Raw genomic sequence first — 21,453 nt, 5'->3', positions numbered from 1 at the left:
GGGAAAGGATGGCTGTTGTTGATGAGTATAAGAATAAATCTGTAGAAGAAACACTAATAGAGTTAGGAGTTGATAAAAATAAAGGACTTTCTGAAGAAGAAGTTAAAAAACGCTTAGAAAAGTATGGGCTGAATGAGATACCAGAGAAAGAGGAACCTCTATGGCACAGGATATTCAGGCGTTTCTGGGGTCCTATTCCATGGATGATAGAAATAGCAGCCATCCTCTCTGCCTCTGTTCAAAAATGGGAAGATTTTACAATCATCATGATCCTCCTGTTTGTGAATGCAGGGGTTGATTTCTGGCAGGAGCATAAAGCACTTTCTGCTTTAAAGGTTTTAAAACAAAAGTTAGCAAGGAAAGCTATAGTTCTCAGAGACGGCGTATGGAAAGAAATAGATGCAAAATATATTGTTCCTGGGGATATAGTAAAACTCAGGATAGGGGATATTATTCCTGCTGATATGAAGCTTATAGAAGGGGATTTTATCCTTGTAGACCAGTCTGCCCTTACAGGCGAATCTCTTCCTGTTACCAAAAAAGTAGGTGATGTAGCTTATGCCAACTCTGTTGTAAAACAGGGTGAAATGGTTGGTGTTGTAGTTGCCACCGGACTTAACACATATTTTGGAAAAACTGTAAAACTGGTAGCACAGGCTGAGAGAGAACAACGCTCTCACCTTCAGGAAATGGTTATTAAAGTTGGAAACTTTCTTATTATTATCACAATATTCCTTGTGGCAATTATTATATTAGTTGGAATATCACGGCATGAATCCTATATAGAACTTCTTAGATTTTCCCTTGTATTAACGGTTTCGGCTATTCCGGTCGCACTGCCTGCTGTTCTTACGGTTACAATGGCAATAGGAGCCCTTTCCTTAGCAAAGAAACAGGCTATTGTCAGCAGGCTTGCCTCAATTGAGGAAATGTCTGGAATGGATATTCTTTGTTCCGATAAAACTGGAACCCTTACAAAAAATCAGATGACTATTTCTATACCATTTACGGTAGATGGTTATAAGACTGAAGATGTAATATTTTATGCCGCCCTTGCTTCAAAAGAAGAAAATAAAGACCCAATTGAAATTCCTATATTTGATTGGCTAAAAGAACACAATCTTTACGATAAACTTAAAGAGTGGAAACAGATTAAGTTCATTCCTTTTGACCCTGTCAGAAAAAGAACAGAAGCCATTGTAGAACATGATGGAACTCAATTATTGGTGGCTAAAGGTGCACCTCAAGTTATTATTGAAATGTGTGATGATTCAGAATTTGATAAAGAGGTTGTTTATCAAAAAGTAGAAGAGTTTGCACAAAATGGTTTTAGAACTTTAGGGGTTGCATATAAAAAACCTGATGAACCTAAATTCCATTTTGTAGGTCTTATTCCACTGTTTGATCCACCTCGGGAAGATTCAAAAGAGGCTGTTGAAGAGGCAAAAAGACTCGGCGTAGAAGTAAAAATGGTAACAGGTGATAACATTGCCGTTGCCAGATACATAGCCAAGATACTCGGTATCGGAGAAAAGATATACGATATAAAACAGCTTAGAGGTGAGACTTACGAAGAATACACAGTTTTAGCAGAAGTTATAGCAAAAGCAATTTATCAAAAACTAAGCCCACACGTGACTGAAAAGGAAGCTGAGAAGTTTGCAGAAGAAATCGCCCAGTTGGTAGAACAAGAACTTGAAAGAAGAAAACTGCCTGCCGGAATTGTTAAAAGACACGAATCAGAAATCATCAAAATTATTGAAGAAGCAAACGGTTTTGCACAGGTGTTTCCAGAGGATAAATACTTTATTGTGGATAAACTTCAAAAGGCAGGACATATCGTTGGAATGACTGGAGATGGTGTTAATGATGCACCAGCTCTCAGAAAAGCCGACTGTGGTATTGCTGTGGCAGGAGCTACTGACGCTGCAAGGGCTGCTGCTGATATTGTCCTTCTTGCACCTGGTCTAAAAGTGATAGTTGATGCAATCAGAATCTCAAGAGAAATTTTCAGAAGAATGGAATCTTACACTATTTATAGAATTGCAGAAACAATTAGAATAATCCTGTTTATGACTCTCTCCATCGTAATATTTAATTTCTATCCAATAACAGCTCTTATGATTATCCTTTTAGCTTTATTAAATGATATTCCTATTCTCACTATAGCTTACGACCATGAAAAAGCTTCTCCAAAACCACAGACTTGGGATATGACAGAAATACTAGTTCTTTCATCATGGCTAGGAGTAGCAGGAGTTATTTCTTCATTTACATTGTATTTCCTACTTGTAGAATACTGGAAACTGCCAATGGATATGATTCAGTCTATTATCTTCACAAAACTTCTTGTTGCAGGACATAACACTATTTTCAACACAAGAAGAAAAACATGGTTCTGGGAAAAACCATGGCCTTCTTCTACTTTATTCTGGGCCACAATAGGAACAAGCTTTATTGGAACGGTTATAGCTGTTTACGGATTTGACCTTATTACGCCAATTGGATGGGAATGGGCTTTATTTATGTGGGGATATGCAATGGTATGGTTCCTATTTAACGACGCTGTAAAAGTATTTTTCTTCCACGTTTATAGGAACAAAAGATTTGTATTTGCAAAATTCCCTGGATTTAAAAAACAACTTAAAAGCCAAGTTTTTTAAAGGAGGATAAAAATGAATTTTGAAGTCCCTTCAGATGTGCCTAAAGATAAAGTTAATGAATATATAAAGAATATGAACGAAATCACCGGTGGAAGTGGAAGGCTTATGCTTTTTGCCGGTGATCAGAAAGTAGAACATTTGAATGACGATTTTTATGGAGAAGGAATTCCGTTAGATGATGCTCATCCTGAACATCTTTTTAGAATAGCCTCTCTTGCAAAAATAGGTATATTTGCAACTCAGATGGGATTAATAGCAAGATACGGCAAAAAATACCCCACGGTTCCTTACCTTGTAAAAATAAACTCAAAAACTAATCTTGTTCCCTATGAAATAAGAGATCCAATAAGCCTTGCGTGGTATTCATTTGAGCAGGTTTTAGATTTTAAGGAAAAGTCTGGACTAAAAATCTACGGTATTGGATATACAGTTTATTTAGGAAGTGAGTTTGAACACAAGATGCTAAAACAGGCTGCACAGCTTATCTACGAAGCACATCAACAAGGTATGGTTGCTGTTTTATGGATGTATCCAAAAGGAAAAGCCATAAAAGATGAGCACGATCCTCATCTGATAGCAGGTGCAGCAGGTGTTGCAAACTGCCTTGGAGCTGATTTTGTAAAACTAAAAGTTCCTTATAAAGAAGGACATAAATCTGCAGAAGCTTTAAAAGAAGCTGTTTTAGCTGCAGGAAATACGGGAGTTCTCTGTGAAGGAGGTAAAAAAGAAAATCCTGAGCAGTTTTTGACTGAACTTTATGAGCAAATACATATTGGAGGAGCAAGGGGAAACGGCACAGGAAGAAATATTCACCAAAATACCCTTGAAGATGCCATAAAAATGGCCAATGCAATTTATGCAATAACTGTTGAAAACAAAACAGTAGAAGAAGCTTTGCAAATTCTTAAAGGAGAAACATTATAAAAATTGGAGGGTCAAAATGGAAAAATATGATGTAGTAATTATAGGTGCAGGGCCTGGAGGAACTCCAGCAGCAGAATTTTTAGCAAAAAAAAGAAAAAAAGTCCTGTTGATAGATGAAAGAGGAAAACCTGGTGGAGAATGTTTATTTGAAGGTTGTATTCCATCAAAAATTCTTGAAACCTCAGCTGATTATTTTTATCAGACAAAAAAATTAGATATTTTTGGAATAGATATAGAAGGAAATATAAAAATAAACTGGAAAAATGTAATAAAAAGGAAAGAAAGTATCCTTGAAAGAAGAGCAAATACTGCCCTTAAAAGACTTTCTCAAATAGAAAATCTTACTTTTAAAAAAGGCAAAGGAAGTTTTATTTCTGAAAATCAGATTGAGATTAAAAAATTAGATGGTTCAACTGAAACGGTAGAATTTGAAAAGGCAATAATCGCAACAGGTTCTTCCCCTTTTATACCACCAATTGAAGGAAATGGTTTAGATAAAGTATGGACAAATAGGAATATTTTTGATATGGAAGAGCTTCCAGAATCAATTCTTATCGTTGGTGGTGGCCCTATAGGAATAGAATTTGGGCAGATGTTTAATAAACTAGGCGTAAAAATTATTATTGTTGAGCTGATGGAAAGAATTTTAATGCCTGTTGATGAAGAATTTGCACTTATTTTACAGGATAAAATACAAAAGGATGGAATACAGCTTCATCTAAAATCCCTTGTGAAAAGGATTGATTTTGAGAACGGCAGATTCAAAGTATCATTTGAAAAAGAAGGAAATCTCCAAACAGTAGAAGTAGAAAAGGTTTTAATAGCCGTTGGAAGAAAACCAAATATAGAAGGTTTAAACCTTGAAAAAGTTAATGTTGAGTATGATAAAAAAGGAATAATTACAAACGAATATTATCAAACCTCAAATCCAGATATATATGCAGTTGGAGATGTTATAAAACAGCCTAAATTCCAGCACCTTGCAAGGAATCAGGGATTATCTGCTGCAAGAAATATCTTAGAAGGCAATAAACACACTGTTAACCTTGATAAACTATCATGGGTTTTATTCTCTGACCCAGAAATTGCATCAGCTGGACTTACAGAACAGCAAGCAAAAAGCAGAGGAATTGATTATATAATTGGCAAATACCCATATCAGATAGACGCAAGGGCACAGATATTTGATACAGATTTTGGATTTTTAAAGTTTGTAGTTAATAAGAAAAACAACCAGATAATAGGCATTCATATAATAACAGAAGGGGCATCTTCTCTTATTGGAGAGGCTTCCCTTATAGTTGCCAATAAATTAACTTTAGAGCAGGTGGCAAATGGAATACATCCACACCCTACACTAACAGAAAGTTTTGAGCTGCTTGCAAAGAATATGTTGATGCAGGAGGTTAGCCAGCATGTGTGATAAGGATATTCTATTTTGCATATTTTATTATCTTGGATACATAGCGATAGGAGGAGCCTTATTTGCAGGTGTATTTATATTTATGGACTGGCTAAAAAGAAAAAAACAGGAAGAGCAGGAGGAGTAGAAATTGGCCAACATAGACGAGTTCAAAGACAAGCCTATTGATGAAGTAATAAAAGAACTACAAACAGATTTAAATAAAGGATTATCAGAAGAAGAAGCCAAAGAAAGACTTAAAAAATATGGATTAAACGAGATACCCGAAAAAGAAGAACCTCTATGGCATAGAATATTCAGGCGTTTCTGGGGTCCTATTCCATGGATGATTGAAATAGCAGCCATTCTCTCTGCCTCTGTTCAAAAATGGGAAGATTTTACAATCATCATGATTCTCCTGTTTGTGAATGCAGGGGTTGATTTCTGGCAAGAACATAAAGCTTTATCAGCCTTAAAAGTTTTAAAAGAAAAACTTGCAAAGAAAAGTCTTGTTTTAAGAGATGGTGTATGGAAAGAAGTTGATGCCCGGTATATAGTCCCAGGAGATATTATAAAACTAAAAATTGGTGACATTATCCCTGCAGATGTTAAGCTTGTGCAGGGGGATTTTATTCTTGTAGACCAGTCTGCCCTTACAGGCGAATCTCTTCCTGTTACCAAAAAAGTAGGTGATATAGCTTATGCCAATTCAATTGTAAAACAGGGGGAAATGATTGCTGTTGCTGTTGCAACCGGACTTAACACATACTTTGGAAAAACTGTAAAACTGGTTGCAAAGGCAGAAAGGGAACAACGTTCACACTTTCAAGAGATGGTTATCAAGGTTGGAAACTTTCTAATAGTGCTTACCCTAATTATTGTTGCTTTAATGATTTTGTTTGAATTAAACAGAGGGGCTGATTGGAAAGAACTACTTAGATTCTCCCTTGTTTTAACAGTTGCAGCAATCCCGGTTGCTTTACCTGCAGTTCTCACAGTAACAATGGCCATAGGTGCTTTATATCTTGCCAAGAAACAGGTCATTGTAAGCCGTCTTGCTTCAATTGAAGAACTTGCTGGGGTAGATGTTCTTTGCTCAGATAAAACAGGAACATTAACAAAAAACCAGATGACTATATCTGTTCCATTCACTGTTGATGGTTATAAATCAGAAGATCTTATGTTTTATGCTGCCTTAGCATCAAAAGAAGAAAATAAAGACCCTATAGAAATTCCAATTTTTGACTGGCTAAAAGAACATAACCTTTATGAAAAAACAAAACAATGTGTTCAAAAGAAATTCATACCCTTTGACCCTGTCCGGAAAAGAACAGAAGCTCTGGTAGAATGTGATGGTAAAGAATTAGTTGTCACAAAAGGTGCACCTCAGGTAATTATAGAATTATGTGATCCTTCAGAATTTGATAAAAGTGTTGCATATCAGAGAGTTGAAGAGTTTGCAGAAAAAGGTTTTAGGACATTAGGGGTTGCATACAAAAATCCTGATGAAGAAGAGTTTCACTTTGTAGGTCTTATTCCTCTGTTTGACCCTCCCCGTGAGGATTCAAAACCGGCTATTGAGGAAGCAAAAAAATACGGCGTAGAAGTAAAAATGGTAACAGGTGATAATATCGCTGTTGCCAGATATATAGCAAAACTACTTGGTATTGGAGATAAGATTTACAGTGCAAGGGAATTACGGGGAGAAACTTATGAAGAATATGTTATTCTGGCACAGGTTATAACAAAAGCCTTACTACAAGTTGAAGAGGGATTGTCTCCTGAAGAGGCAGAAAAAAGAGCAAGAAAAATCGCAAAACTTGTGGAAAAAGAACTTGAGGGAGCAAAACTTCCAAAAGGAACCATAAAAAGACACGAATCAGAGATAATAAAAATCATAGAAGAAGCAAATGGCTTTGCAGAGGTCTTCCCTGAAGATAAATATTTTATCGTTGATAAACTCCAGAAAGCAGACCATATCGTAGGAATGACAGGAGACGGGGTTAATGACGCACCTGCCCTTAGGAAAGCAGATGCAGGAATTGCAGTTTCGAATGCAACCGATGCTGCACGTGCTGCTGCAGACCTTGTTCTACTTGCACCGGGTCTAATGGTTATAATAAAAGCTATAGAAATAGCTCGCCAAATATTCGGTAGAATGGAAGCATATACAATATATAGAATCGCTGAAACGATAAGGGTTGTTTTCTTTATGGCTTTATCCATTATGATATTCCAGTTTTATCCTGTTACTGCATTAATGATTATACTTTTGGCACTATTAAACGACATTCCAATCCTATCTATAGCCTATGACAATGCAAAGATATCTCCAAAACCGGTTAGATGGGATATGTATGAGATTAATATAATGGCCTTCTGGCTGGGAGTGGCAGGAGTTATTTCCTCATTTACTCTGTTTTTCCTTCTAGTAGAATACTGGAAATTACCTGAAGATTTAATCCAGTCCATTATCTTTACAAAACTTGTTGTCGCAGGACACGGAACAATCTACAACACCCGTGTAAAAGACTGGTTCTGGAAAAAACCATGGCCTTCTCTAATTCTATTTGTTGCAACTTTTGGAACAAGGATTTTAGGAACCATTATAGCTGTTTACGGTGGATGGGGACTATTTACCCCTGTGGGCTGGGGTTGGGCATTGTTTATCTGGGGATATGCAATGGTATGGTTCTTATTTAATGATGTCGTAAAAATGGCTATTCTAAAAATGTATTGGTCTAAGAAATTCTTCTTTGCACCGGGACATTTCACATGGCTTAAAAAGGAGATGGGAGAAAAGGTAGGACATAGTGGCTAATAATAGAATAAAACAAGAAATCAAAAAATTTGGTCCCGGAATAATAACCGGTGGGGCCGGAGATGACCCTGCCGGTATTCTCACATATACCATTGTTGGAGCGACAACAGGATTTTCACAGTTATGGCTCATGCTTCTATCAACCCCAATGATGATTGCTGTCCAAGATACAGCTGCAAAACTTGCTCTTGCCACAGGAAAAAGTTTACCAGAAATTCTAAATACCTATTACTCAAAAAAGTTTACATATTTCATAGTTCTAAGCCTTGCTATAGCCAATATCTTGACTATAGGAGCAGATTTAGAAGCTATAGCCGCAATATTTGAAATTATTACAGGAATAAAAGCTATATATTTACTCATTCCCATAACTCTATTAATTGCATATCTGGTAATATTTAAAGCCTATAAAACAGTCAAAAAAGTTCTTATATTTCTTACATCATTACTTGCAGTTTATATAATTTCTGCTATTCTTGCAAAACCCGATTTAGAGCAACTACTAATTAACACATTTATTCCCCATATCAAACCTAACTTAGCCTTTATTCTTGCTGCTCTTGGACTTTTAGGAACGACAATTTCCCCTTATATGATTTTTTGGCAGGCTTCAGAAGAAAAAGAAGAACATGCAACAGTATCCCAGGCAAAAGTTATGGAAGCAGATACAGCACTTGGAATGATTTATTCAAATGTGATTGCTTATGCGATTATAGTTTCTTCTGCAGTTATGCTATTTGGTCACAAAGAGATTCAGACCATAGCCGATGCAGCCCTTGCACTGAAACCTGCGGCAGGGGAATATGCATTTCTATTATTTAGTATAGGGGTAATAGTATCAGGATTTTTGGCAATTCCTGTTCTTGCAGGTTCAACTGCCTATGCAGTGGCAGATACATTTGGCTGGCGTGAAGGGATGGATAATAGAGTGAGTGATGCAAAAGGTTTTTATCTGGTATTTTTAGGTTCATTATTTGTTGGAGATTTAATAAATCTGACAGGTGTATCAGCAGTAGATGCCTTATACTACAGCCAGATATTTGATGGAATATTACTGCCTATACTGAGTGGTTTACTTTTTATACTGGGAAACAATAAAAAAGTTTTAGGGAATTATATAAACAGCAAATTCAACAATCTATTTTTAATATTAACTTTTTTAATTTCTGTGATCGCAACTATATACTTGTTTTACAGTCTTATAAAGGGGTAAAAAAATGAGGAAAATAGGTTTCTGGGAAGCTTACTCAATAGGTGTTGGTGGTATGATAGGTGGCGGAATCTTTGCCGTTCTTGGTTTGACTATTCTACTTGCTAAAGGAGCCGCACCTGTTGCTTTTATATTTGCAGGAATAATAGCCCTTTTGACATCTTATTCTTATGCAAAATTATCAGTTAGATATCCATCTGAGGGTGGAACTGTTGAATATTTAGTGAGAGCCTTTGGGAATAATATTTTTACAGCATATCTCAACACCCTATTACTTGCCAGTTATGTAATTATGCTTTCCCTTTATTCTTATGCATTTGGCAGCTATGCCTCTGCCTTATTTTTAGGTCATGAAGTAGAACTGGCCAAAAAATTATTTATTGTTTTTGTAATTATTTTCTTTACTGTAATAAATGCACTTGGGGCTTACATAAGTGGAAAAGCTGAAGATGTTATGGTTTTTATGAAGGTTGGAATTCTTCTATTTTTCTCTGCCCTTGGATTTTTAACAGGAGATTTTTCAAAACTTTCCCCTGAACACTGGGAAAGCATACTTAAAATAATGACAGGTGGTCTTATCATATTTCTTGCTTATGAAGGCTTTGAGCTTATTGCAAATACAGCACAGGATATAGAAGATCCAGAGAGAACTCTTCCTAAAGCCTTTTATGCTGCTGTTACCACTGTTATTTTTATATATGTTCTTGTTTCTGCTGTAGCTGTAGCAAATCTGACTTATGAACAAGTTCAAAAATATCAGGATTATGCCCTTGCTGTAGCTGCAAAACCATTTTTAGGACAGGCCGGATTTGTTCTTATTGGAATTGCTGCTCTCTTATCAACTGCATCTGCTATAAATGCTACTCTTTACGGAAGTGCAAGGGTTAGCTATCTGGTAGCAAAATTCGGAGCACTTCCTAAAAACATAACTAAAAATGTATGGAAACATGCAACAGAAGGACTTTTTATACTTGCTGTTTTAACAATCATATTTGCCACAACATTTAATCTGGAAAATATATCCATTGCAGGTAGTCTGGGATTCTTAATCATATTTGCAGGAGTAAATCTTGCAAATGTAAAACTTGCCTATTATACAGATTCAAATAGATTGATATCTCTAATAGCATTTTTATTATGTGTGATATCTATTGTTGTTCTAATTGGATATAATCTCAAAACAAATCCTGATGCCCTTAGCTCATCTATTGTAATTCTTGTATTAACTCTTTTATTTGAGATTACATACAGATTTTTTACAAAAGTTCGATTACAGGAGTATATAGATTGGAGACTAAAAGAAGGAGAAAATTTAATTAAGATTTATGAAAAAATACTTCCTGAAATAAGTAAAAAAATAAAAGAAAAATATGATCGTCCAGAGATATACCTAACAGGTAAACTTGTCGAAAAAGGTAAGGAAAAAGCAGGACATATAAATTTAGTTGTTATTACCGATAAAAAGATAAAAAATGAAACAGAAGAAGAAAACAAAATAAAAACATTGCTTAATTTGGCAAAACATCATCCAGTTCATATAAAATTTTTGAGGAAAGAGGAAAAGGAGAAATTACCGAAAACTGCTAAAAAAATAGGTTAAATATGGAATTTGAACATATAAAAACATTTTTGCATTTTACAATAGGGCTTTTGACTATTTTAAATCCAATTGCTGCTGCTGCAATTATGGTAAGTCTTTTACCTTCTATTCCTTCAAGACAGGAAATCAACTCTATTAGTAAAAAAACAAGTATCACTGTTCTGGTAGCATCTTTAGCAACTGTTTTTTTAGGTGATTTAATTTTTAAAATTTTTGGCATTAACATTTATTCCATAAAAGTTATAGGTGGAGTTGTTTTATTTGTCCTTGCATTAAGCATGATAAAAGGTCAGATTTCGGAAACAAAGCATTCTTCAGAGGAGTCCGAAGAAGCAAGAGAAAAAGAGGATATTTCAATTATTCCTCTTGGAATACCTGTTTTATTTGGTCCCGGTGTTATAGCAACCTTAATTATTTTTAAAACAAAAGCAATATCTATTATAGATTTAGGTCTTTTAGTAGCTTCAATAGTTTTATCAAGCTTTATAGTATTCTTGACCCTAAGAAATGCTGTGTTTTTAAACAGACTATTAGGAGTAACAGGAATCAAAATAACCACCAGAATCATGGGTCTGATAGTTGGTGCAATAGCTGCACAGTTTATAATAAGCGGAATAAAAGCTCTCTGGAAGTTATATTAAATCAATGACATCTATCCTATAAAACCTTATCTTTATAAATAAAATTAATACTTAGGATTTAGCCTTGACAGAAGCCCAGCTTGGTGAACTGCTTTTAATATTAGCCCTTTTATTCGGTCTCAGTTACGCCCTCGGGGGTCTTCTCCTCAAAGCAAGAATTCCTGTTATCTTAGGTGCTCTTTTTGTTGGGATGGGAATTCATTATACGACTATTGTTGATAGAATCCTGACAAATGGAGCAACGGCAACAGGGTTTAATTTCCTCGCAGAACTTGGAGTCCTTTTTCTACTTTTTTATATTGGTCTCCAGATAGACTTTTCTGAAATGAAAAAGCTCAGTAAAGATATAATCTGGGCTACTGTTTTAAATACTGCTTTTCCTTTTTTGTTTGGTGTTCTTGTAATGCTTCTTTTAGGCTACGGATGGATGATTGCCTTCGTCATCGGATTAACAAGAATGCCAACGGCAGAGGCTGTTATTGTTCCAATCTTAGATGAGTTTAATCTAATAAAAACCAGAGTCGGTAGTTTTATTGTAGGAGCAGGAGTCCTTGATGATGTAATTGAGGTTTTCCTTGTGGCTGTTGTTTCCATATGGATAGCACAGGCAACCGGAACTCACATGAGCGTTGAAAGGGAAATTGGGGATGTTATTTTAGGAACAGTTATCTTTATAATAGCAACCTTTGTTGTTTATAAATGGATTATTAAACCTATTTCACACTGGCTAAAGCCAAAACCTGCAAATCTTGTTCTTCTCAGCATGTTTATTCTTCTTGCCTTCGGTGGATTTTCCCAATATGTGGGACTTGGACTTGTTGTCGGTGCAATTGTTGCAGGAATAATAATGAGACCTGCTTTAAATGCAGCAAAAGATATAGGTGAAGAAACTGTTCATGTTTTAAGGGCAATCAGTTATGGATTTTTCGGTGTAGTTTTCTTTTTATGGATTGGAATTAGTGTTGATTTAACAGGATTATTTGAACATCCAGAACTTGCAATACTCCTTTTCCTCGCTGCATTTGTAGGTAAGTTAGTGGGAATATTTTTAATGGTTCCTATGAAAAAAATAACCATAAAAGAAGCATGGACAATCGGTATTGGGCTTAACGCAAGACTTACAACTGAAATAATAGTGGCAAAACTTCTTTATGATGCTCATTTAATAGATATTGAACTGTTTACTGCTTTAGTGGCAGCTTCTTCTGTTTCTACAGTTGTAGTTCCAGTTTTATTCACCCTCTTTGTAAGAATGTGGGGCAAAGAACTTCAAGCTCCACCTGTTCTTGAAGTAAGTGAAGAACATATCAAAACTAAAAAACTTCACGATTTTAAAGGTGAAAGCTGATGGCTGAAAAGAAGATCTTAGAAAATAAATACGACTGGGCAGCTTTAAAAGTAGAAGATGTAGTAAAAGCTCTAAAAACAGATCCAGAAAAAGGATTATCATCTGAAGAAGCTGAAAAAAGACTAAAAAAATATGGGCTAAACCAATTACAAAAATATAAAAGAGCAAAATGGTATGAAGTTTTAGCAAGACAGTTTATAGATGTGTTAATTATTATTCTTTTAATTGCAGCTGGAATTTCTTTTGCTATTGGTGAAATAGGAGATGCCCTCACAATTTTAGCTATTGTAATCTTAAACGGAATACTTGGTTTTGTTCAGGAGTGGAAAGCAGAAAAAGCCATAGAAGCCCTCCAAAAAATGCTTTCCCCAAAGGCAAAGGTTATTCGGGATGGAAAACAGATAGAAATTGATGCTAAATATATCGTTCCTGGAGATATTGTTGTTCTCCAGATAGGAGATAAAGTTCCAGCAGACCTTCGTCTCATAGAAGCCATAAATCTAAAAACAGATGAATCACCGCTTACCGGTGAATCTGTTCCGGTTCATAAATCTGTCGAACCAGTAAAACCTGGAACTCCCCTTGCAGCAAAATCTTCTATGGTCTGGATGGGAACAAGTATAGTTAATGGAGTCGGAAAAGGCGTTGTAGTCGCAACAGGAATGGAAACAGAATTCGGAAAAATAGCAAAATTGACACAAACGGTAGAAACGAAACCAACACCACTTCAAAGAAAATTAGCTGTTTTAGGTAAACAACTTGGGGCTATATCTATTGCCATATCGATCATTGTTGCAATTGTTGGCTGGATAGCAGGTAAGTCTCTTTTTGAGATGTTTATGACAGGTATCTCCCTTGCCGTTGCAGTGGTTCCAGAAGGTCTTCCTGCAGTTGTTACAATTACCCTTGCCCTTGGTGTAAAAGCTATGGTAAAGAGAAAAGTCCTATTACGGAGGCTTCAGGCTGCTGAAGCCCTTGGCTCTGCACAGGTGATATGCACAGATAAAACAGGAACACTTACCAAAAATGAAATGACTGTTAGAAAAATCTGGCTTCCTATCGGATGGATAGATGTTACAGGATATGGATATGACCCTGCCGGACATTTTGAGATGAACGGTAAAAAGATTGATTATCACAAATATCCTGACCTTTTAGAGCTTTTAAAAACAGGAATGATATGTAACCACGCAAAGCTTATTCATGATGAAAAAGGATGGCATATTCAAGGTGAGCCTACCGAAGCTGCTTTAATAGTTGCTGCTTACAAAGCATGGCTTTCTGTTCCTGACCTAAAACATTACACAGAATTTTCTTTTAACTCCATAAGAAAAAGAATGACTGTGATAGTTAATGAAGACGGAAAAAAAGTTGCTTATACAAAAGGTGCCCCTGAAGTAATAATAGAAAGATGTTCAAAAATTTTGGAAAATGGAGAAGAAAAAGATCTCACAGAAGAAGATAAACAGAAATTTATTCAGGCATACAAACAGATGGCTGAAAATGGTTTAAGAACCCTTGCCCTTGCCAAAAGGGTTTTACCTGAAAACATAAAACTAACAGAAGATGAAGTAGAAAAAGACCTTACTCTTTTAGGTGTTGTCGGTATGATAGACCCTCCAAGACCTGAAGTTCCATCTGCAATTGAGCTTGCAAAAAAAGCAGGAATTAAAGTAATCATGATAACAGGTGATGCACCTGAAACAGCTCTTGCTGTAGCTAAAAAAATAGGACTTCCTGCTAAAAAGGCTATTTTAGGACAGCAACTTAAAAATATGTCAGATGAAGAACTTAAAGAATTATTAAAAGAAGATGTTATATTTGCCAGAACAACACCAGAGAATAAACTGAGGATTGTAACTGTTCTACAAGGAGAAGGTCTGATTGTCGGAATGACAGGAGATGGAGTTAATGACGCACCTGCTCTAAAAAAGGCTGATATCGGAATAGCGATGGGACTGAGGGGAACAGATGTAGCAAAAGAAGCCGCAGATGTCATACTCCTTGATGATAACTTTGCCTCAATTATTGGCGGTGTTGAAGAAGGAAGAAGACAGTATGACAATATTCAAAAATTTGTCCGATACCTTTTATCTTCAAATACAGGTGAGGTTGTTGCTATTTTCTCAAATGTGATAATTGGAGGGCCTTTAATTCTTTTACCTGTTCAGATCTTATGGATGAATCTTATTACAGATGGAATGACTGCTGTTGCCCTTGGCGTTGAGCCTGCAGAGAAAGGAATAATGGAAAGACCACCCCGCTCCCCTAAAGAACATATACTTGACTGGAAAGGTATCGTAATAATTATTTTCCTTGGCTTTTATATCGGTCTCGCTACGCTATGGCTATTCCATCATTACCTTGAAAAAGGTGGGGCAGAAGCTGTAATGACTGCACAGACTGTGGCATTTACAGGAATAATAATCCTTGAAAAAATGAATGTGTTTAATTTCCGTTCTCTTGTTGCTCCTATGAAATATATAGGATTTTTTACAAATCCATGGCTTCTTCTTGCATGGACAGTAACAGTTGGCTCCCAGGTTGCTGCAGTTTATGTTCCGTTCTTACAAAAAGCACTCCACACAGTTCCGCTGAAACTTGAAGATTGGGGACTTATTTTTGCAGTAGCGATTCCAATATTCCTTGTGGTTGAAACTTATAAATGGATAAGATGGAAAGAAAATAAATCAATATAAGGAAAAAGTTTCCTGTTACGAAATAAATGATATAACTAAATTTGGAGGAAATAATGAGAATACATTATTTTCAACATGTTCCTTACGAAACCCCTGCAAATATATTCAGATGGGCAAAAGACAGGGATATAACTCAAATAAAAGGAACACATTTATATAAAAATGAACCATTTCCGGACTTTTCATCATTTGATGTCCTCGTAATAATGGGTGGTCCTATGGGGGTTTATGATGAAGATAAATATCCATTTCTAAAAAAAGAAAAAGTTTTTATAGAAAATGCAATAAAACTTGGTAAAAAAGTTCTGGGAGTATGTCTTGGAGCTCAATTAATTGCTGAAGTAATGGGAAGCAAAATTTATAAATGTGGTGATAAAGAGATTGGCTGGTTTCCGGTTTTTAAAACAGATAAAGCAGAGCAATCCAAATATTTTTACGACTTTCCACAGGAAATAGAAGTTTTCCATTGGCATGGAGATACATTTGATATTCCGGCAGGAACCATTCACACATTTTACAGTGAAGGATGTCCTAATCAGGCTTTTGAAACGGAAGATGGAAAAGTAGTTGCCCTTCAGTTCCACTTTGAAGTTGACTTAGAAAGTGTTAGAAACTGGATTAAAGAAGGAGAAACTGAGCTTAAACAGGAAGGAAAATATATCCAGAAACCTGAAGAGATGATATCCGATTACAAAAAATTTATCCAGCTTGAAAATCATCTTTACCGGTTTTTAGATAGATTCTTTTCTTTTTAATTTTTAGTTTTTAAAAATATAAATAATAATAAGAATAATAATGGCCTGTGGATATGTGGATAACTTAATTTTTTATATATTTTTCAATAACTTATAGTAGTTCAAAAATGTGGATAACTTGTGGATAACCTGTGGATAACTCAATTTTTGAAAAATCTTTTTATTACAATAACTTACAGGTTAATATCAACTAACTTTTCTTGTTTTTCAACTACTTAACCCTGTGGATAACTTTGTGGATAAGTTGAAGTTATCCACAATTTAAGGCTAAGTTATCCACAACTTTTGCCCAGTTATCCACAATTTTTTCTGAGTTATCCACAACCCCTGTGGATAATTTTTTAATTTCATATATTTATCAATCACTTACATAATGTTCGCCTTGTGGATAACCTGTGGATAACTCGTTTTTGGGTATCTTTGTAATACTTGAAAGTATTATAAAATATTCTTACTTTAGAATAAGGAGGTGATAATAATGGGTGTAGTAAAAAAAACTATTTCTATTCCTGAGAATATTTATAAAGAAGCAAGAGAATTTTCAGAAAATTTCAGTCATATAGTAAAAGAAGCCCTTGAAGATTATTTAAAGAAGAAGAAAAAAGAAAAAATTTTGTCAATGGCAGGAAGTCTAAAAGATTGGGAAATAAAAGATGGTTTGGAATATGAAAATAAAGCAAGGAAAGAGGATATTAGAACTCAAAAGGAAAGGGAGAAAGAATGGGATACATAATAGATACTGATGTTTGCATAGATTTTCTAAAGAATAAGGATTATGCAGTAAATCTTTTCTCAGAAATTCTAAATGAAGATTGCTATATAAGTATATTAACTCACTATGAGCTATTAAAAGGAGCTTTTGCAGTAAGACAACAAAAGATAATTCAGGATTTTGTAAAGTTAATAGAAATAATAAATTTAGATGAAAACATTATAAAAACTGGAGCTGAGTTTTATAGAAATTACAGAAAAAAAGGTATTACACTTTCTAATATTGATTGCTTAATAATGGCAACTGCAAAAGAAAAAAATCTAAAAATAGTAACAAGAAATGTTAAACATTATCCTGAAGTTGAACTTTTATCAGAATTTTCTAAAAAATTACTAAAAAATCATTAGCATTTATTCCCAGTTTTTGAGGTTTCCCTGATTATTGATTTTTCTTTTAGATTGTTTAAAAGTTCCAGAACGGTTTTTTTCAAAACAGGATGTATAAACTCAGGTTCCAAATCGCAAAGCGGTTTTAAGACAAAATCCCGTTCCTGAATGCGAGGATGGGGGATTATAAGATTATCTTTTTCTATAACTAAATTCCCATAAAAAATGATATCTATATCAATCTCTCTTGGACCCCATCTAAATCTTTTTATTCTCCCTGTCTGTTTTTCAACTTTTTTAACGAAATTCAATAACTCTTCAGGGGATAAATCTGTATATCCAGATATAACTGTATTTAAAAAATCGGGCTGGTCTTCATAGCCTACAGCCTTTGATTCATAGATTGGTGCTCGTTTTATATCAGTAATTTCTTTAGATAAAAACCTTATTGCCTGATTTATATTTTCCTGCCTATTGCCGATATTTGAACCTAAAGCAAGAAATATTTTTTTCAAATAGCCACCTTAAATGATAAAATCTTTAGTTATGTATTTTATTTTAGCAGTTTTATTACTTATACAGACAGCTTTTTCAGAGGATTTTGATGCTCTCCTGAATGATGCACTTACACAGGCTGAGCAGGAGAGTTTAGATAAGGACTATGTTATTGCCTTGAGGTCTTTTAATGATGGATTGTATCAAATGGCCATACACCATGGCCTTAAAGCTCTAAAAAATATTAACTCAGTTTCTCAAAAAGAAGACCTTGTTTATATGCTATCAGTCGCCTATGCAAAAACAGGCCAGAGAAAAAAATTACTGAAACTATTCAACAGATATATAAACTCTAAATTTTCTAAAGATACAAAAATGAGAATTTTTGTTGTGACAAATAATTTTTTTATAGATAAAGGTGCATACAAAATCTGTAGCTATATAAAGAAAAAAGCAGCCTATCTGCTTAAAACAGAAAAACCAATTTTCAATATAACAACCCCAGAGTATCAAAGATTTGACCCGGGAGTTAATATATTTAAACTACAAGAAGATAATCTTATAGGCTGGAATGAACTTTATATCTCAAAGGAAAATACAACTCTTGTAGAAATCGCTAAAAAGCTTGATCTTGGATATGATGAGCTAAGGATTGCCAATCCACATATTGACCCATTTGATGTTCAAAAAAGAATGGCAGTTTTTATCCCTAGAAGAAGACTTCTTCCTGAACAAGATTTTGAATTTGGAACTATCTATATAAACCTTTCTGAAAAAAGACTTTATTATCCATTAATAATAGATGGAGATGCTTACGTTATAACTTTTCCTGTTGGGATTGGTGTTGATGAAAAAAAATCCCCTGTTGGAGAATTTAAGATAACTCAGAAAAAAGAACATCCAGAATGGGTTGTTCCAAAATCAATTAGAGAGGAAAATCCGGATTTACCTCCTGTAGTTCCGCCTGGACCTAATAATCCCCTTGGTGTAAGGGCGATGAGGCTCGGTCATACAGATTATTTGTTACATGGGACAAGTAAAAAATTCGGTATTGGAATGAAAGTAAGCCACGGCTGTATAAGAATGTATAATAGCGATATAATAAGGCTGTTTGATATAGTTCCAAAAGGAACAAAGGTCGTTATAACAGAAAAAGATTATAAGATTTACAAAAATCACAATGTTTACCTTGAGATATTTAGCCTAAATGAAAAGGATAAAAGCCAGATTTTAAAACTTTTAAGGGAAAAAGGGGCTAATGTATCGTCTCATTTAATAGAATTTTATGGAAAGGAAAAAAGGGGATATGCAATCCCCCTTTTACATTAAGTTATTTAGAAAGAGATTTTCTCATTACTCTTTCAATGTTTGAAGAAATTCTGTCTAATTTACCTTCAAGTGCATCAACTCTTTGGCTGAGGTTTTGGATAGCAGAAGAATTTTCTTGAATTTGGCTTTTCATAGAAGCATGTTCTTGCTCCATAGAGCTAACTTTTCCTTCCAGGTCTCCAAGTTTAGCTTTGATATCTGCATCTCCTTTTTCCAGCCCGTTAACTTTTCCTTCAAGAGTTTGAAGTTTTTCTAAGATTTTTGCATCTTGCTCGTCAACATAAGACTTAGATGCACAACCTGTAAGAACTGCTGCTGAGATGCCTAAAACAGCACCTACTTTTAATACTTTTCCAAACATAATCTAACCTCCCTAATGTGTATTTTAGAATTATCTTAATAGTTAATTCTACAAAGGTCAAATCAATTTTATATTTGGTTTAATTTGCGAATATTCGGATATTAATATATAATTTAAATGCTACCCTCCTAATAATCTTTACCGAACCTGCCACCTGAGGTACCATAAAAGGTACCTCATTTCTATTTCGGAGAAAAAATGGAAAATCTTAAAGGTAGAGCTCTAAAAATAAAGTGGTGTATTTTTGATGTTGATGGTGTTCTGACAGATGGCAAAATTATTTATGATTCTGAAGGAAATGAACTAAAGCAATTTAATGTAAAAGATGGTCTTGGAATAAATCTTCTTCATAAAGCTGGTATTAAAACGGCTATTATAACCAGCCGTAGTTCATCTGTAGTTCAAAAAAGAGCTTTAGAACTGGGAATAACAGAAGTTATTCAGAATGCAAAAAACAAGCTTGAAGCATATGGATATTTAAAGGAAAAATACAATATTGCAGATGAAGAAATTCTTTATATTGGCGATGATTTGGTGGATATTCCTGTTTTAAAAAGGGTCGGTTTTCCTGTTTGTGTAAAAGATGCTGTAAATGAGCTTAAGGATTTGGTTGCTTATATAACCAGAAAAAAAGGCGGAGAAGGAGCCGTAAGGGAAATAGCAGAGTTAATTTTAAAATTACGAGGAAAATATGAAGATGTAATAAAAGATTATTACAGGTAAAAATATGGAAAAAGATAAGGAAAAGTGGAACAAAAAATATCAAGAAGAGGAATATCCGTGGGAAAATCCATCTGAAATAGTGGAAAAGTTCTATACTCTTGCCAAAAATAAAGGAAAAGCCCTTGATTTGGCTTGCGGATTAGGAAGAAATTCTATTTTTCTTGCTCAAAAAGGTTTTGATGTAGATGCAGTTGATATATCTGATGTAGCTTTAAAAAAATTAAAAGAAAAAGCTCCACAGATAAATACTATAAATGCTGACCTTGATACATATAATATTCCAGAAAATACTTATGACCTTATTGTAAACATCAATTATTTAAACAGAAGACTTGTTCCCCAAATAAAAGAAGGATTAAAAAAAGAAGGTGTTCTGATTTTTGAAACATTTACTTTATCTGAAGATAAAGACGTTATGCAGCCTAAAAATAAAGATTATCTTCTTAGACCTAATGAGCTTTTAAGACTTTTTTCTGACCTTTATATAGTTTTTTATCAAGAGAAGAAAATCACAAAACCGAACGGCGAAAAAGCTTTTGTATCTTCTCTGGTTGCAATTAAAAAATGCTTTTTATGAAAATTCGTTGATATACTAAGAATAATGACAGAGTTTTATTCGTGATAGTGTTTTTGTTATTCGTTTAAATTTACGAGACAAACAGTTTATAGTCATTTTTAGGCAGCTCTATCTATACTATCGGCAGTTATGCAAACAGTTTCTTAAATACTAAAGCTATATTAATGACAAAAAATTCTTAGAAGTTTATTAATTAATTCAGATAACCTATCTTTATCAACTTTTCCATCTTTATAGATAGATATTTGTTCAATTTGTTCTTTCCAACCATTTTTAGGATATAAACTTGGAAATTTTTTAGATGTATTAAATAAATATTTAAGGTTGTTATAATCACAAAAATCTTTACCTTTTATGAATAACCAATCTTTTCCATTTGTTAGAACTCCAATAGGTATTTCTACTTTTAATTCTTTCTTAGCATAAAGAAAATAACGATGCATTTGACCAAAAACATCATTATCATCGTTTGTGTACTTGTTTTTCTTAAATTTTAGTAGCGCTTTAGAGCTATTAATATTAAAAGTTTCATTTAGTTTCTTTGCTTCAATCATGGTAGTATAATTTTCATTTTTCATCAAAATAAAATCTGGATTAAAATTCTTGTTTCCACTTTGATTACTTCTTTTAACATAATGAGGTTTATATTTTAATCCTTTTTCTCTCAGAGAGAACTCTAAAATTGGTCTAATTATGAAGTCTATAACTTCATTTTCATTGTTAGAGGATATTTCTTTAAAATTTTCTTCAAGTTCTTTTTTGAGTTCATTTATATTCATAATATTCTTTATATTGTAAAATTTATAC

The 21,453-nt window shown here is 34.2% G+C and carries 19 protein-coding genes; 16 read left to right on the top strand and 3 right to left on the bottom strand.

Annotated features, from left to right (window positions below; genetic code table 11):
* Nucleotides 1–8: 8 nt before the first annotated feature.
* The 13 genes from MVE07_RS02495 (at nucleotide 9) to MVE07_RS02435 (ending at nucleotide 17,182) form a co-directional block, all read left to right on the top strand.
* Nucleotides 9–2,663 carry a plasma-membrane proton-efflux P-type ATPase gene (locus MVE07_RS02495; protein WP_297453500.1) on the top strand — a complete coding sequence of 885 codons (2,655 nt, stop codon included), beginning with the start codon at nucleotides 9–11 and terminating at the stop codon, nucleotides 2,661–2,663.
* Nucleotides 2,664–2,675: 12 nt separating this feature from the next.
* Nucleotides 2,676–3,587 (top strand): aldolase, encoded by a 912-nt coding sequence (locus tag MVE07_RS02490; RefSeq protein ID WP_297453497.1) that lies wholly within the window; start codon nucleotides 2,676–2,678, stop codon nucleotides 3,585–3,587.
* 16 nt (nucleotides 3,588–3,603) lie between these two features.
* Entirely contained in the window at nucleotides 3,604–5,010 is a 1,407-nt protein-coding gene (gene lpdA / locus MVE07_RS02485; protein ID WP_297453494.1) for a dihydrolipoyl dehydrogenase, read from the top strand.
* A complete protein-coding gene (locus MVE07_RS02480) occupies nucleotides 5,003–5,137 on the top strand; it encodes a hypothetical protein (protein ID WP_297453491.1) in 135 nt (44 codons plus the stop codon). Before lpdA ends, MVE07_RS02480 begins: the two co-directional genes overlap by 8 nt.
* A gap of 3 nt (nucleotides 5,138–5,140) precedes the next feature.
* The gene (locus MVE07_RS02475) at nucleotides 5,141–7,810 is read left to right on the top strand and encodes a plasma-membrane proton-efflux P-type ATPase (protein WP_297453488.1); all 2,670 of its coding nucleotides are present in this window, start codon (nucleotides 5,141–5,143) and stop codon (nucleotides 7,808–7,810) included.
* Nucleotides 7,803–9,023, top strand: a complete 1,221-nt coding sequence (locus MVE07_RS02470; protein WP_297453485.1) for an Nramp family divalent metal transporter — start codon at nucleotides 7,803–7,805, stop codon at nucleotides 9,021–9,023. Before MVE07_RS02475 ends, MVE07_RS02470 begins: the two co-directional genes overlap by 8 nt.
* Nucleotides 9,024–9,027: 4 nt before the next feature.
* Entirely contained in the window at nucleotides 9,028–10,620 is a 1,593-nt protein-coding gene (locus MVE07_RS02465) for an APC family permease (protein ID WP_297453482.1), read from the top strand.
* 2 nt (nucleotides 10,621–10,622) lie between these two features.
* Nucleotides 10,623–11,261 carry a MarC family protein gene (locus tag MVE07_RS02460; RefSeq protein WP_297453479.1) on the top strand — a complete coding sequence of 213 codons (639 nt, stop codon included), beginning with the start codon at nucleotides 10,623–10,625 and terminating at the stop codon, nucleotides 11,259–11,261.
* A gap of 64 nt (nucleotides 11,262–11,325) precedes the next feature.
* Nucleotides 11,326–12,609, top strand: a complete 1,284-nt coding sequence (locus MVE07_RS02455) for a cation:proton antiporter (protein WP_297453477.1) — start codon at nucleotides 11,326–11,328, stop codon at nucleotides 12,607–12,609.
* The gene (locus tag MVE07_RS02450; RefSeq protein WP_297453475.1) at nucleotides 12,609–15,308 is read left to right on the top strand and encodes an HAD-IC family P-type ATPase; all 2,700 of its coding nucleotides are present in this window, start codon (nucleotides 12,609–12,611) and stop codon (nucleotides 15,306–15,308) included. Before MVE07_RS02455 ends, MVE07_RS02450 begins: the two co-directional genes overlap by 1 nt.
* A 53-nt stretch (nucleotides 15,309–15,361) precedes the next feature.
* Complete coding sequence (locus MVE07_RS02445; protein ID WP_297453472.1) at nucleotides 15,362–16,063, top strand: type 1 glutamine amidotransferase; 702 nt, start codon at nucleotides 15,362–15,364, stop codon at nucleotides 16,061–16,063.
* 478 nt (nucleotides 16,064–16,541) lie between these two features.
* Nucleotides 16,542–16,796: a type II toxin-antitoxin system CcdA family antitoxin gene (locus tag MVE07_RS02440; protein ID WP_297453470.1), complete on the top strand. Its 255-nt coding sequence runs from the start codon at nucleotides 16,542–16,544 to the stop codon at nucleotides 16,794–16,796.
* Entirely contained in the window at nucleotides 16,784–17,182 is a 399-nt protein-coding gene (locus MVE07_RS02435; RefSeq protein ID WP_297453465.1) for a type II toxin-antitoxin system VapC family toxin, read from the top strand. The genes MVE07_RS02440 and MVE07_RS02435 overlap by 13 nt, the downstream gene beginning before the upstream one ends.
* Here the strand turns inward: MVE07_RS02435 and folK are convergent.
* Entirely contained in the window at nucleotides 17,179–17,676 is a 498-nt protein-coding gene (gene folK / locus MVE07_RS02430) for a 2-amino-4-hydroxy-6-hydroxymethyldihydropteridine diphosphokinase (RefSeq protein ID WP_297453462.1), read from the bottom strand. The two genes, MVE07_RS02435 and folK, sit on opposite strands and share 4 nt — an antisense overlap.
* A 13-nt stretch (nucleotides 17,677–17,689) precedes the next feature.
* On the opposite strand from folK, the gene MVE07_RS02425 reads away from it, so the two are divergent.
* The gene (locus tag MVE07_RS02425; RefSeq protein WP_297453460.1) at nucleotides 17,690–18,985 is read left to right on the top strand and encodes a L,D-transpeptidase; all 1,296 of its coding nucleotides are present in this window, start codon (nucleotides 17,690–17,692) and stop codon (nucleotides 18,983–18,985) included.
* Between the two features lies 1 nt (nucleotide 18,986).
* Here the strand turns inward: MVE07_RS02425 and MVE07_RS02420 are convergent, their stop codons facing one another.
* Nucleotides 18,987–19,346 carry a hypothetical protein gene (locus MVE07_RS02420; protein ID WP_297453457.1) on the bottom strand — a complete coding sequence of 120 codons (360 nt, stop codon included), beginning with the start codon at nucleotides 19,344–19,346 and terminating at the stop codon, nucleotides 18,987–18,989.
* A 198-nt stretch (nucleotides 19,347–19,544) separates the two neighbouring features.
* Here MVE07_RS02420 and MVE07_RS02415 point away from each other — a divergent pair, with 198 nt between their 5' ends.
* Together MVE07_RS02415 and MVE07_RS02410 are read left to right on the top strand one after the other, a co-directional pair.
* Nucleotides 19,545–20,069 carry an HAD-IIIA family hydrolase gene (locus tag MVE07_RS02415; protein ID WP_297453454.1) on the top strand — a complete coding sequence of 175 codons (525 nt, stop codon included), beginning with the start codon at nucleotides 19,545–19,547 and terminating at the stop codon, nucleotides 20,067–20,069.
* Between the two features lie 4 nt (nucleotides 20,070–20,073).
* Nucleotides 20,074–20,646, top strand: a complete 573-nt coding sequence (locus tag MVE07_RS02410; RefSeq protein WP_297453449.1) for a methyltransferase domain-containing protein — start codon at nucleotides 20,074–20,076, stop codon at nucleotides 20,644–20,646.
* A gap of 161 nt (nucleotides 20,647–20,807) precedes the next feature.
* Here MVE07_RS02410 and MVE07_RS02405 read toward each other — a convergent pair whose 3' ends face one another.
* Nucleotides 20,808–21,425: a type I restriction endonuclease gene (locus MVE07_RS02405; protein WP_297453446.1), complete on the bottom strand. Its 618-nt coding sequence runs from the start codon at nucleotides 21,423–21,425 to the stop codon at nucleotides 20,808–20,810.
* Between the last annotated feature and the right edge of the window lie 28 nt (nucleotides 21,426–21,453).

It is taken from the genome of Persephonella sp., assembly GCF_027023985.1.
Classification (GTDB): Bacteria; Aquificota; Aquificia; order Aquificales; family Hydrogenothermaceae; genus Persephonella_A.
The sequence above is the reverse complement of the archived record's forward strand: the minus strand, read 5'-3'. Positions and strand labels throughout refer to the sequence as shown.

Bases quoted from the DNA above. Each gene is read 5' to 3' on its own strand.
- MVE07_RS02445 (WP_297453472.1), top strand. From the start codon at position 15,362: ATGAGAATACATTATTTTCAACATGTTCCTTACGAAACCCCTGCAAAT.
- MVE07_RS02480 (WP_297453491.1), top strand. From the start codon at position 5,003: ATGTGTGATAAGGATATTCTATTTTGCATATTTTATTATCTTGGATAC.
- MVE07_RS02435 (WP_297453465.1), top strand. From the start codon at position 16,784: ATGGGATACATAATAGATACTGATGTTTGCATAGATTTTCTAAAGAAT.
- MVE07_RS02420 (WP_297453457.1), bottom strand. From the start codon at position 19,346: ATGTTTGGAAAAGTATTAAAAGTAGGTGCTGTTTTAGGCATCTCAGCA.
- MVE07_RS02495 (WP_297453500.1), top strand. From the start codon at position 9: ATGGCTGTTGTTGATGAGTATAAGAATAAATCTGTAGAAGAAACACTA.
- MVE07_RS02450 (WP_297453475.1), top strand. From the start codon at position 12,609: ATGGCTGAAAAGAAGATCTTAGAAAATAAATACGACTGGGCAGCTTTA.
- MVE07_RS02415 (WP_297453454.1), top strand. From the start codon at position 19,545: ATGGAAAATCTTAAAGGTAGAGCTCTAAAAATAAAGTGGTGTATTTTT.
- MVE07_RS02465 (WP_297453482.1), top strand. From the start codon at position 9,028: ATGAGGAAAATAGGTTTCTGGGAAGCTTACTCAATAGGTGTTGGTGGT.
- MVE07_RS02410 (WP_297453449.1), top strand. From the start codon at position 20,074: ATGGAAAAAGATAAGGAAAAGTGGAACAAAAAATATCAAGAAGAGGAA.
- MVE07_RS02425 (WP_297453460.1), top strand. From the start codon at position 17,690: ATGATAAAATCTTTAGTTATGTATTTTATTTTAGCAGTTTTATTACTT.
- MVE07_RS02440 (WP_297453470.1), top strand. From the start codon at position 16,542: ATGGGTGTAGTAAAAAAAACTATTTCTATTCCTGAGAATATTTATAAA.
- MVE07_RS02490 (WP_297453497.1), top strand. From the start codon at position 2,676: ATGAATTTTGAAGTCCCTTCAGATGTGCCTAAAGATAAAGTTAATGAA.
- MVE07_RS02405 (WP_297453446.1), bottom strand. From the start codon at position 21,425: ATGAATATAAATGAACTCAAAAAAGAACTTGAAGAAAATTTTAAAGAA.
- MVE07_RS02460 (WP_297453479.1), top strand. From the start codon at position 10,623: ATGGAATTTGAACATATAAAAACATTTTTGCATTTTACAATAGGGCTT.
- lpdA (WP_297453494.1), top strand. From the start codon at position 3,604: ATGGAAAAATATGATGTAGTAATTATAGGTGCAGGGCCTGGAGGAACT.